Genomic DNA, 12,130 nt, shown 5'->3' with positions numbered 1-12,130 from the left:
CATGCCTTCCAGCACGTCACCCACGCCCTGTGCTGTCTTGATAGTATCTATCATATGTATACATCATATGACGTTTGTTACTAAACCTGACGTAGGCGTTCCACAAAAGAGTCTCGGAGGGGTCAAAGGCTCGAAAAGCCCGCCGAACGGTAGTGGGGGCACACCGAACGACACGTGTCACGTGCCACATGTCACACAGGGGGCGCGGTGCCGGACAGGCGGGCGGTGCGGAGATCCCATGAGGGTATGGGGCACCCGGATGATGGCAGAGAGGGGCTACCCGGATGATGGCAGAGGAGGGCTACCCGGATGATGGGAGGACGCCCCGATGGCGGGGAAGACCCGGATGGCAGGAGAGGTATTGTGAGCCACAAATGGGCCGTTTTCACACTAGTTGCTGTGCCGTCCACTTTTGAAGGTCGCGTGGACGGCAGGAGAGGTATTGTGAAAGCGTTTTCACAGAAGTTGCCCTGCCATCCAGGTTCTGCCCAATCGGAGCCGTTTTTTGGATGACAGGAGAGGTATTGTGAGCGCACGCTCCACGGTGACTCACAATACCTGCTGTGCCATCCACAACCCTTCAAAAAATGGATGTGAGAAGAACTTCTGTGAGCTCGCCTCGAATCAGGCGATGGCTATGTATAGGGAATCAGGCTATATATCGAAGAGGTACATGTCGCCGACTATGTACTGGCGACCCATCAACAGGGGGCGCCCCTCGCCGTCCAAGAACTCCACCTGCTCGCAGAACAGCGGCTCGCCCACGGCGACCTCGAGAAGGGCGGCGACCTCGGCGTTGGCGCGAACGATGCTCAGGGTGCAACGCCGTGTGTCCTGGGGGATACGACCCGTGCGCTCCCCCACAAGCGAGAAGATCGAACAGTCGTCCAGGTTGGCCGTGACCAAGAACTCGAACCCCTCGAACGGGAAGAAGTTGTTCTCCAGCATGATGGGGACGCCGTCCGCCGTGCGGATGCGCTGGACATAGACGAGCTTGGCGCCCTCGTCCAGGTCCAAGAACTCACGCTCGGCAGGACGTGCGTCCACCACCTCGCATGAGACGAGCTTGGAGCCGGCGACGCGGCCCGCCGCGCGACAGGTCTCCGTGAAGCTCTGGACCTCCGAGCTCTGCAGAATCTTGCGCGCAAGCTTGGGCGGGTTGACGAAGGTGCCCTTGCCCTGCATCTTGGTGAGGTAGCCCTCCGAGACGAGCTCCTCCACAGCACGCCTGATCGTGATGCGGCTCACGGCGTATTTGCCCGAGAGTTCCGCCTCTGAAGGGATCTTGTGGTTGGGCGCATAGCGCCCGCCCTCGATGTCCGCCTTGATGTCATCCATCGCCTGCAGGTACAGTGGCCTGAGCGACTGGTTGGACAGCTTCACGTCAATCCCGCCTTCTTGTTACAGGGCAACACGGACGAAAACCACCTACACCTTACCTCTGAACCCCGGAATCCACCTACGCAAGGTCCATGTCAGCGCCATCGACCCCACCAGGCCCAAGGCAGCGATGCACAGTTGCAGGGCCACGACTCCCCCGGCACCGCACGACGCGACGGCATCCGTCACCACACCCAACTTGAGCAGGATGTGACCAAAGAGGGGATGAATCACGTAGATGCCGAAGCTGTAGCCACAGAGCGTCGCGATCGCGGGATGCCCACCGCCCCCAGCGAGATGGTACCCATCGCCCTCGGCAGGATGCCCGCCACCTCCCACAGGGGTGGTCACCGCGACGTCCAGGAAGTCACGTGCCAGCAGGAACACCGCCGCGCCAAATGGCAGGGCCAGGCACAGCTCCGGCAGTTGGAAGTCAGGGTAGCCCAGGGCCTCGAGCCAGGCCATGGCGACGCAGGCGCAGGCTCCCACAGCCATCACGACCCACCAGGCGGCACCACCGCGCGCGATGCGCCCGCCAGCACGGAACAGGACATGTCCCGCAAGGTAGTACACGACGGGAAACGCCCAGCCACAGCACGTCGCCACCCCACCGACCGCGGAGGCACCTGCCACAGACGTACCGAGCCACGAGGGGACCACCGCCAACCCGCTCTCCATGGCAGCCGCAAGCGTAGGGGCGCCGCAGCAGAGCAGCCACAGGACGAGGACGAGCACCTCGACCATCGGCGCCGTGCCCCTCTCGGCCATCCCAACCACCCAGCGCAACGGGGGCGTGACGACATAGAGGGCGAGTGTGGCGTAGAGGTACCAGAGGTGGCCCCAGGAGTTGCCCGTCAGGAGGTCGAGGACGGCCTCCCCCACCACGGACAGGCCGATCGCACCTGCCCCGTAGGCGCTCTCCATGAGGCAGAACGCAAACCCTATGGTAAGCAGCACGAATGCTACGCGCCAGATGTGGCGACCGACCTTGCGCAGGCCCATCTCTCGCGTCGGGTCGAGCATGAGCGCGCCGCTCATCATGAAGAACACGGGGACGGCCCAGCGGGAGAGCGGGACGAGGGCCACGCCCTCTGCCGCAAGCAGCCCGGGCGCGACGGCGGAGGCGCCCTCGTCGACGGAGCAGGCCACGACAGCATGCAGCAGGACGATGGCCACCGCCCCAAGTGCACGGAGCCAGTCGAAATAGGCGATGTGACGGGGACGGGCGACCACCGCCTGGCATGCAGGTCCCTCCTGGCACGCAGGTGCCGTCACGAGCGAACCCTGTGAGCCGCAGCGAACTTCTCCACCTGATCCCAGGTGGGCATGGCGTCCTGGGCCCCCACCTTGGTGCAGCAGAGCGCCGCGGCGGCCGTGGCGTAGCGCATGCCATCCACGATCGAACCGCCAAAGGCCAGGTGTGCCGCCAGCTCGCCGAGGTAGGCATCCCCCGCACCTGTCGTGTCAACCGCCTGGATCTCGTGGGCCGAGACACGCACGAGCTGGCCCCTCTCCGTCGTTACCGACCCACGTGACCCCAGGGTGATGACCGTGTGCCTGACGCCCAGGTCCGCGAAGCGACCAAGTGCCATGGCGCAGGAGGCGTCATCCACCGGACGGATGCCCGAGAGCAGCTCGCACTCGCTCTCGTTGACGCACAGCAGGTCGAGGGTCTGGTAGACGTCGTGCGGGAGCCTGTGTGCGGGCGCGGCGTTCAGGATGGTGTACAGGTAGTTGCGGTTTGCGCACCTGAGCGCGTCCATCGTGACGTCGAAGTCGCACTCCAGCTGCGTCAGGAAGATGTTGCGGTCCTGCCCCAGGCCATGGATGGCCGAACGGACCTCCTCGTAGCGGATCCTCTGGTTGGCCCCCGGGTCGACGACGATGCGGTTGTCATCGCCTGAGCGCACGACCAGCGCCGTGCCCGTCGCCGCCCAGTTGGTGAGGCTGACGTTGCCCACGGACACGCCATGGTTGGTGAGTGACACCAGAAGCTGCTGGCCAAAGGTATCGGCGCCCACCTTTCCCACCATGAAGGTGTCCGCGCCCATCCGTGCGCAGGCAACGGCCTGGTTGCCGCCCTTGCCACCCGGGGTGGTCACGAAGCCGCGCCCTAGGACGGTCTGGCCCCTTCGGGGATACTCCGAGCACTCCACGGAGAGATCCATGTTGAGGCTGCCGAACACGATGACCTTGTGCTCGTTCTTCTCGCCGGACATCGCTAGCGCTCCTTGACCTCGCCTGCCATGAGGCGGTCGAACATCACCTTGTTGGCGGCCAGCTCCTCTTCGTCGTCGAGCGGATCGAGCTCGGAGGCGCCATACTTGCGCTCCAGCGCCCGACGGATGAGGTGGTCCGCGACACCCGGGTTCTTGGGCAGGAGCGGGCCGTGGACGTAGGTGCCCATGACGTTCTTGTACAGGCAGCCCTCCCAGCCCGTCTGCCCGTCGTTGCCGTGCCCGTAGAGGACGCGCCCGAGCGGCTCGACGCCCGGGCCCAGGTGCGTGCGACCGCCGTGGTTCTCGTAGCCCACGATGGGTTGGGGGCTGATGCGGCTCTCGACGGCGATGTTGCCGATAAGGCGCGGGGTGCCGCGATCGGTGTAGAGGTCCACGAGCCCAAGGCCGCCGACCCTCTCGTCCCCCATGAGGTAGGAGTCGCCCAAGAGCTGGTAGCCACCGCAGACGGCCGCCAACACGCCCCCGTCCTCCACGAAGGAGCAGAGCTCGGCGCGCTCCGCCAGGAGCTTGTCGCAGACGATACGCTCCTCACGGTCGGACCCTCCGCCTATGAAGGCTATGTCCACGTCCGAGAAGGACGGGCGCTCGCCCACGTGGACCTCGCGCACCTCGCAGCCGATCCCGCGCCAAGCCATGCGGCTCCTGAGGACGAGGATGTTGCCCGAGTCGCCGTAGAGGTTCAGGAGCTCCGGATAGAGGTGGGCCACACGCAGGACGCGCGGGACGGAGGCAACGTCAGCCACGGTGCTCCCCCATTCGCTCAAGCTCGGCCTTGGCGGGCCAGAGGGCCGAGTAGTTGGTGAGCACGTACAGCGGGCATGCGACGTCGAGGTCGCCGCAGATGCGCAGGGCCTCTTCGACGTTCGCGGCGATCTGGGCGTGTATGCCCGCATACTTGAGGCGCACCTGGAGGTCGTTGGCGCGATGCCCGCCGGCAATGACGCGCAGCCCGTCCCCGAGGCCGAGCCGCTCGAAGTCCACGTCCCAGATCCAGGAGATGTCCTTGCCGTCGTTGAAGTCGTCGTTGATCACGACAAACGCCGCCTTGGAACGCTCGTCCTGCGAGAGGAGCGAGATGTTCTGGTTGAAGCCCGTGGGGTTCTTCGCCAGGTTAAGCACCACCTCACGACCCCCGACCACGAAGTGCTGCAGGCGGCCGTTCTGGGGGCGATAGCCGTCCAGCACGCGCTGGAACGCAGCCCCGTCGACGCCCGCAAGCGTTGCCGCAGCAAAGGCGGCGAGCAGGTTGTAGACCATGTAGACGCCCCCGAAGTCCGCCTTCAGGGTGATCGGGACGGCAAGGTGGGGAGAGCTTACGGCAAAGCTCACCCCCCCGCGCCCGACGTGCACGTCCGTTGCCGTGAAGTCGAGCTGCGGGCGCGCGAAGTCCCCATTGGGACAATGGAAGCTGCCAAGCTGGGCATAGCTGCGATAGTCATAGGTTAGCTCCCCTCCGCAGACCTGGCAGAAGCGGGCCTCGGGTACGCGGTCGGTCGGGAGGTGGAGGTCCTCGCCGATGCCGAAGGCCATGACCTCCGTCCCGTTGTCGGCGGCGCGGCGGGCGACGCCGACGCAGAGCGGGTCATCCCCACAGACCAGGAGCGTGGTCCCAGGCGAGGCCTGGAGCGCATGGACGATGACGTCCTGCACGCGGTCGATCTCGCCCGCGCGGTCCAGCTGGTCACGGAAGAGGTTGAGGAGGACCAGGTAGTCTGGCTTGAGGTTGGGCAGGATCCGTATGGTGGAGAGCTCGTCGGCCTCCATGACCGCCCAGTCGGCCGAGGAGTGCGGAAGCAGCGCAGAGGTGACGCCCGCCGCCATGTTGGCGCCCGCGCGGTTGCAGAGCACGCGTGCACCCGTCGCCTCCAAGGCCGAGGCCAGGACGTTGTTGGTGGTGGTCTTGCCGTTGGTCCCGCACACGACGACGGACCCACCACGCACCTTGGTGGCAAGCGCGGCCATGAGCTGCGGGTCGAGGGCGAGGGCGACGCGGCCGGGAAGCTGGGAGGCGCTGCGGTGCAGCACCGAACTCAGCGCCCAATGGGTGAGGCGACCGGCTCCCGTCGCCAGTGTCGCACGGACGGACACCGCCCTACTCGCCCTCTGCCGCGAGGGCGGAGCCCTTCTCGGCGGCGGAGGCGGCTGCGGAAGCGGGCGCCACCGTAGCGGATGCGGCTCGGGCGTCGGTGGCCTCGGTGGGGGCCGGGTCCATGCCGCCGGCATCCGCCGCGGCAGCGGCCCTGTTGCGCGCTGCGGCCTCCTCGGCCGTGAGGACGTCCTCGATGCGCAGGTTGACGCCCGCCACGGAGAGGCCGGTCATGCCGCTGACCTGCTTGACGACGGCACGCTTGACGTCCTCGAAGACCTGTGGCGCGTAGGCGCCGTACTCGATGAGGACCGAGATGTTGACGCGGACGGAGGCCTCGGGCGTCACCTCGACCGTGACGCCCTTGCGGGAGTCGGTGGTGCCGAAGGTCTCCTGGACGCGGTTGAACCAGCTCCCCTTCATGCCGATGACGCCGGGCACGTCGCGCATGGCAAGGGCGACGATCTTCTCGATGACGCCGTTGGAGAAGGTCAGGGAGTCCTCGGAGTCGAGGTCCTCGTCGTCGTCGAGGTCGTCGGTGACGGCGGAGGCGGAGAGCCCCGTACCCGCGGGGTCGGCGCCCGCGGATTCGACGCCCACGGATTTGGTGGTCGCGAGCACGACGGACGCGTGGCCACCGTCGCTGGCGTCGCGGGGCGACTCGGAGTGCCCGGCCGCCCCCATCTCGGCGGAGACGCCGGCCTGGGCTTCCGCCGTCTGGGTGCCTGCGCCGTCCTGGGTGCCTATGCCGTCCTGGGTGCCTGCGGTCGGGGCCTTGTCGGCCGAAGCCGCATCCGGCACAAGCTCCCCACCTGTGGCTTGGCCCCCGGCGGTCATGGCCGAGAAGTGGTTGCGCGTACGGTTCTTGGACATTGGTGTCTCCCATCCTGGGACAAACGCTCGTGCTGGGCGACGGGCCCGTGCGCCCTGGCTCCCACCGCACGGGTCAGCCCCCGTTGCATGACCTAGCCCCTGTTGTCGTTGAAGATGCGCGAGATGAATGCGGCCACCTTGGGGTCGCCATCGAGGTACTGGCCCACGGCGACGCCGACCGCGATGCAGGCGGTCACGAAGAGCGCCTTCCAGAATCCGATGACGAAGATCAGGATCGCGACAACGAGGCCGCAGGCCCCACCGACGACGGCATTGGTGTGCCCGGGAAAGTTGTCCTGAACCCACTTCCGCGCGCCCTCGACGGACGGCCACCACCTCCCGCCGTCCGTCGCACGGCCGGCTGGCTGGCGGCCCTGCGCCTGGCTGCCGCCCGTCCCGTCGGCACCCGTCTCGTTGACGGTCGTCGCGTCGTTGTCTGCCACGGCTACTCCTCCTCCATGGGCTGGCCCGCATCGGCGCTGTAGTGCGCCATGGGCACCGTGATACCCGCATCATCGGTGTCTGTGGTCCTGGCATCTGCGAATGTGTCCACGGACGCGGGAGCGGCCTCGCGCCCGGGCCGCACCTCCCGCGCGGCCTCTGACGGCAGGGCGCCATGCTCGTCGGCCGGCATGTCGCCGTACGCGGGGGACCCTTCCGTCCCGGCACCCTCGGCTTCGGGCGCGACGTATTCCGCAGCCCTGACGAACTCTATGCTCACGCAGTCGACGTTGTCGCCACAGACGGTCTCGAGCCCCTCGACCAGGGCGGCATGCAGCTCCTGTCCCGATGACACGACGTCCGCGGTCCTCGCAGGCTGCACCCGCACGCTCACGCGCACACGCCCGCGACGCCTGAGGCTGACCCCGACGCCCTTCGCCTTGAACATGCCGCCGTCCTCGATGATGTGGACCGCCTGCGACGAGATGGCGTCACGCGTCACCGTGATCAGGTCGGAGCCCACCTTGGAGACGACCATGACCTTGCGATTGCGTACGAAGATCGAACGCAGCAGGCAGACCACAAGACCTATGGCAGCCACCAAGGTCAGGCACTCCACGACGAGGTAGTACTCGTCCACGCCGAGAAGGGCCGTGGCCTCGCGGGTCCAGGGACCAAACCAGGGCAGCACGAGCGCCACGAGCGCAAGGAGGCCCGCAAGCCCGAACACGAACAGACAGACGCGCTTGAGGAAGTTCATAGACCCGTCCCCTCAGACCCTTCGCCAACCCGTACCGCAGCAGGCACGCCTCTTGCCGCGCGGCACACGAGACCGCAGGCGCCTGGTGAGGCCACCGACGCCATGCTTAGAGGATAGCGCAGTTGGCTACGCAGGGCGCGAGCCACCGCCCGTCACCCACTGTCCACAGCGTTTGAGTAGGGCCATGCGGGCGGTGACGTAGCGCTTCTCGATGAGGTTGCCCAGGCCGCGTGCCGCAGCACTTGCCAGGCCGATGCCAAAGAAGCCCAGGAGAGCCTCGACGCCGACGGCAGCCGCAAGCACGAAGAGCGCGGTCCTCTCGGGCCCCGCCGGCTGATCGGCCGCGATGAGGGCGACGTGTGCCGCCAGGGGGAGGATGAGCGGGCCATACCACTGCTTCTGGATGAGGTTCGTGAGGCAGGACGTGTAGGACCCCCTGGGACGGATCTCGACGTGGACGTTCGTCGCAAGGGTGGCGGCACCGTTCAGCAGCTCGCGGATGGCGTCGGAGACGTTGCCCGTGAGGAGCTCGTAGACGAGAAAGTACGTGGGATAGAGGGCTGCCGTGGAAAAGTCCAGGAGCTGACGCAGGCTTGCCGCGACCGAGACGTCGAAGCGACCGAAGTTGTGGGGCAGCAGCGGAAACGTCCCATACCAGACGGCGGCGAACGCCAGGGACACCACGACGCGGAGGAACACGGGACCCAAGAGGAGGCGACGGAGCCTGTGGGTGCCAGCCGCGACGTCGACTGCGGCGTTGGCGGCCTCCTCGGCGACGGCGCTCCTGGGATTGCCGTCGGCATCCCAGAAGAGCGAGTCGTCCACCTGCGTGCGAGCCGCATGCGTGCCGCTGGGATCGAAGTGGACGCCCGGACCATCGACGTAGTCGCGCTGCACCATGGCCGCCGCGTCATCTTCGAAGAAGGTCTTCAGCAGGGCATACGCCTTGTTGATCTCGATCATCTTGCGCTGGGCGAACTTCGCGCTCATGCCGTTTCGCGAGGCGTTGTCGGGATGGTATTCACGGGCAAGGCTGGTGAACTGCGCACGCAGGTCAGCCTTGGTGTAGCGGTCGGGAAGCTCGAGGGCCCTCTCGGCCTCCCGCTGGGTCATGTCCTGCTTCAAGCTGGGATTCCTTGCGGTCGGGGATATGGTCAATCGTTGCTATGCCCCATCGTGGCTATGGTCAATCGTTGCTATGCCCCATCGTGGCTATGGTCAGCCGGCGATTGCTTCGCATGCCTCGCATATGTAAAACGGCGGCCCGAAGGCCGCCGCCACAAAAGCCAGGTGAGACGGTCCCGGACGAGGCTAGTCCTCGTCAAGCTGCTCGGCGACCTCGTCGGAGACCTCCATGGTGGTATAGACGTTCTGGACGTCATCGAGGTCCTCGAGGCGGTCGACGAGGCGCTGGACCTTCTTCGCGTCGTTGAGCTCGAGGTTGTTGGGGGTGTTGGGGACCATGGTGAGCTCGGAGCCCTTGACCTCGATACCCTGGGCCTCGAGGCCCCTCTGGACATCCTGCATCCTGTCGTAGGGGGTGTAGACGATCCACTGCTCGCCGGCGTCCTCGTAGTCCTCGCCTTCGGCTTCGGCGACGGCCATCATGAACTCGTCCTCGTCGACCGCATTGTCCTTGTCGGGGACCTTCTTGTCATCGCTCTTGATGACCTTGTCGACGGCGAGGGAGCCCTTGCGTGTGAACTGGAAGGAGACGGAACCGGAGGTGCCGAGGTTGCCGCCTGCGTGCGTGAAGGCGGAGCGGACGTCTGCGGCGGTGCGGTTGAGGTTGTCCGTCAGGCACTCGACGTACACGGCGACGCCAGCGGGACCATAGCCCTCGTAGGTGACCTCCTTGTAGACGACGGCATCGGCACCGGTGCCGAAGGCCTTGTCGATGGCAGCCTGGATCTTGGCGTTGGGCATAGAGACCATGCGGGCGCGGGCGACGGCGGCGGCGAGGGAGGCGTTGTTGTCCGGGTTGGGGTCGCCACCGCTGCGGGCCGCGACGGTGATGTTACGCGAGTGCTTGGAGAAGAGCGCGGAGCGCTTGGCGTCAATCGCGGCCTTCTTGTGCTTGGTGGTAGCCCACTTAGAGTGTCCGGACATGCACATCTCCTTCTGACTTCGGCAGAAACATACAGATGGTAACCAATGGCACCGTGAGGGGCAAGGGCGCGGCAGGGCGGGGTCCCTGCGTTCGCAAAGAGGACAGATACGGCATCGGGACGCGATGCCTAGCGCCGGCATTCGGATGGGCTCAAGATCCACCTCCCCCGACTCCAGCCCCTCGGCCGGCTCCCGCGGCACCATGGCCCCACGCCCTCGCGGCCCTCCCGCAGCCCCGCGGCCCTCCCGCGGCCTCGCGCCTCCAGAAGTGAGTACTTTTTTTCAGAAGTGAGTACTTTTTGGGCCCCTCGGCAGAAATACGTATCCGGAAAACATGTGCTTCTTGATATTTCCGCAGGTAATCAGCTCGACAAGATTATCAGAAGTGAGCACTGGTACTCACTTCCGGCGGACACGGCGCTGACGGTACTCACTTCCGGCGGACATGGGATCCCGAACGCTTTCCCGGACCGACGACCGTGGCGCTGCCGACTCCTAACTGCCGACTCCCACTGTCGAGGCCTGTAAGATTCCCTGCGCGTCTGTAAGATCCCCTGCGCGTCTGTAAGATCCCCTGCGCAAGTCCCCCGACTCCAGCCCCCCTGTCCTCCAGCCCCCTGTCCCCCATCGTAAGTCACGGGGCGAACGTCGCGGCGCAGGGCACGGGCTACCCCAGACCCAAGCGCTCGCGAAGCGCCGCCCAGAGCTTCTGCGAACCTGCTGACGTCGGGTGGACCTGGTCCTCGTTGAAGTCGCTGGTCCCCGGCACCAGGACGTCGTAGAGCGATACGTGCTCCCAGCCGGCCTCCGCGCACAGCTCGCCCAGGACCTGGTCCACCTGGCCCATGCCAAAGCGATTCGTGGCGTCGGTGCGCTCGTTGTCGGGAGGAGAGACCACGACGAGATGGCCGCAGCGCGCGGCCGCAGCCGCAAGTGCCTCCCGGGCGTACGCGCGGAAGTCTTCGAGTGACTCCTTGGCCGCATCGTTGGTGCCCAGCATCACGACGATCACGTCGGCGCCGTCGGCCAGCCAGGCATCCGGGTCATCGGCCAGAAACGACATGCGGAAGCCGGACACCGCCGCATTCACGAAGGTGACGTCCCTCTCGGTCGCGTAGGAACGGAAGGAGTTCGCCCAGTCGTCGATGGTGGTCGCGGTCTCGTAGTAGGTGCCCTCGGGGCCGGAATACGCCACGACGCCCGTGTCGCTGGGAGCCTCGTAGCCGTCACAGAGGTACCCCGCCGTGATCGAGTCACCGACAAGACGGATGGATGACACCCTACCTGCAGTAACCATACCCGCAAGCGTCGAGGTGTCCGCAGTCGAGGCACCCGCGGTCGAGGCGACCGCGGAGCCCGCGACAGGCGTCTCTTCCTCGCCCGCGACGGCTGGGCCCACATGCGGTGGGACCAGAGTCGAAGGATCTGCCTCCTCGGCAGGCTGCACCTCATGCCGGCCTACGAAACCCATGTCAAAGACCTCAAACAGAAGCACGATTCCCAAGGCGATGACCGATCCGACAGCCAGGACGACGAGCGTCCTGGCCGTTGCGGGCCAGAGGTTGGCGTGATGGCTGTCGGCAACCACGCGCTCTTCGCGCACGAGGCAACGCTCTCCGTGACGGGCGACGTGCCTTCCATGCTTGGACATGTGGATTCAACCCCGATCGACTTGGTGTGTGGTTGGCCTCTGTGGGCGCTCCGCCACGACCGTCCGCCAGCACATGGGCCACCGGACACACCGCTTGGACTACAGTCAGGATAGCGCGAGTCCAGCCGCCCCACGACGTCGGGAGGACACCATGCTCTACATCGGCAACTTCAACTACGACGACGCAAACGACCCGGCAGAGAACTACTGCCTGATGCCCGTGGTCGTCTCCGCGTCGAATCCCGAAGAGGCCCTCTCCAAGATCGCGGACCTCTTCCAGCACCTTCGCAAGACCTCCGACCTGCTGGACGGGGCCACGGAGATCTACCTCGACTCGCTCGTCGAACTCGAGGGAAACCCCCAGGACGCCGTGCTCACACAGTGGTCGAAGGTGGTGCCCAGCGCAGACGGGCTCTCCCTCATGAGCTCCGTCCTGCCCGCGGCGGAAGGTGACGAGGACGACACCATCGAGGCCTATCGCTGGTTTGGGAGCGAGGACAAGGCCTCCGATGGGGACGACGAGGACGACTTCGAGGACGAGGACCCCTTCCTCATCCTGGAGTAGGGCCAACGCACGGGCAAGGTCGCGG

Annotated in this window: 12 protein-coding genes; 1 reads left to right on the top strand and 11 read right to left on the bottom strand. The window is 66.2% G+C overall.

Features of this window, described 5'->3' with window-relative positions; all coding sequences use genetic code 11:
* Positions 1-654: 654 nt before the first annotated feature.
* The 11 genes from OLSU_RS03070 to OLSU_RS03020 all read right to left on the bottom strand — a co-directional run bounded on the left by OLSU_RS03070 (position 655) and on the right by OLSU_RS03020 (position 11,540).
* A complete protein-coding gene (locus OLSU_RS03070) occupies positions 655-1,383 on the bottom strand; it encodes a GntR family transcriptional regulator (protein WP_013251489.1) in 729 nt (242 codons plus the stop codon).
* 45 nt (positions 1,384-1,428) lie between these two features.
* The gene (locus OLSU_RS03065; protein ID WP_013251488.1) at positions 1,429-2,655 is read right to left on the bottom strand and encodes an acyltransferase; all 1,227 of its coding nucleotides are present in this window, start codon (positions 2,653-2,655) and stop codon (positions 1,429-1,431) included.
* On the bottom strand, positions 2,652-3,599 hold the full coding sequence (locus OLSU_RS03060; RefSeq protein WP_013251487.1) for a ribokinase: 948 nt from the start codon (positions 3,597-3,599) through the stop codon (positions 2,652-2,654). The genes OLSU_RS03065 and OLSU_RS03060 overlap by 4 nt, the downstream gene beginning before the upstream one ends.
* A 2-nt stretch (positions 3,600-3,601) precedes the next feature.
* Entirely contained in the window at positions 3,602-4,363 is a 762-nt protein-coding gene (locus OLSU_RS03055) for a type 1 glutamine amidotransferase (RefSeq protein WP_013251486.1), read from the bottom strand.
* A complete protein-coding gene (locus OLSU_RS03050) occupies positions 4,356-5,708 on the bottom strand; it encodes a Mur ligase family protein (protein WP_013251485.1) in 1,353 nt (450 codons plus the stop codon). Before OLSU_RS03050 ends, OLSU_RS03055 begins: the two co-directional genes overlap by 8 nt.
* Positions 5,709-5,712: 4 nt before the next feature.
* The gene (locus tag OLSU_RS09850; protein ID WP_013251484.1) at positions 5,713-6,579 is read right to left on the bottom strand and encodes an Asp23/Gls24 family envelope stress response protein; all 867 of its coding nucleotides are present in this window, start codon (positions 6,577-6,579) and stop codon (positions 5,713-5,715) included.
* 92 nt (positions 6,580-6,671) lie between these two features.
* Positions 6,672-7,022: a DUF2273 domain-containing protein gene (locus OLSU_RS09325; RefSeq protein ID WP_013251483.1), complete on the bottom strand. Its 351-nt coding sequence runs from the start codon at positions 7,020-7,022 to the stop codon at positions 6,672-6,674.
* Between the two features lie 2 nt (positions 7,023-7,024).
* Positions 7,025-7,780: an alkaline shock response membrane anchor protein AmaP gene (amaP, locus tag OLSU_RS09075; RefSeq protein WP_013251482.1), complete on the bottom strand. Its 756-nt coding sequence runs from the start codon at positions 7,778-7,780 to the stop codon at positions 7,025-7,027.
* 126 nt (positions 7,781-7,906) lie between these two features.
* Complete coding sequence (locus OLSU_RS03030) at positions 7,907-8,905, bottom strand: J domain-containing protein (RefSeq protein ID WP_013251481.1); 999 nt, start codon at positions 8,903-8,905, stop codon at positions 7,907-7,909.
* 186 nt (positions 8,906-9,091) lie between these two features.
* Entirely contained in the window at positions 9,092-9,889 is a 798-nt protein-coding gene (locus tag OLSU_RS03025) for a YebC/PmpR family DNA-binding transcriptional regulator (protein ID WP_013251480.1), read from the bottom strand.
* A 667-nt stretch (positions 9,890-10,556) separates the two neighbouring features.
* The gene (locus tag OLSU_RS03020; protein WP_236697196.1) at positions 10,557-11,540 is read right to left on the bottom strand and encodes an SGNH/GDSL hydrolase family protein; all 984 of its coding nucleotides are present in this window, start codon (positions 11,538-11,540) and stop codon (positions 10,557-10,559) included.
* 151 nt (positions 11,541-11,691) lie between these two features.
* Between OLSU_RS03020 and OLSU_RS03015 the strand changes: the two genes are divergently transcribed.
* On the top strand, positions 11,692-12,105 hold the full coding sequence (locus OLSU_RS03015) for a hypothetical protein (protein ID WP_013251478.1): 414 nt from the start codon (positions 11,692-11,694) through the stop codon (positions 12,103-12,105).
* Positions 12,106-12,130: the final 25 nt, after the last annotated feature.

The organism is Olsenella uli DSM 7084, assembly GCF_000143845.1.
In the GTDB taxonomy this organism is placed as follows: Bacteria; Actinomycetota; Coriobacteriia; order Coriobacteriales; family Atopobiaceae; genus Olsenella; species Olsenella uli.
The sequence above is the reverse complement of the archived record's forward strand: the minus strand, read 5'-3'. Positions and strand labels throughout refer to the sequence as shown.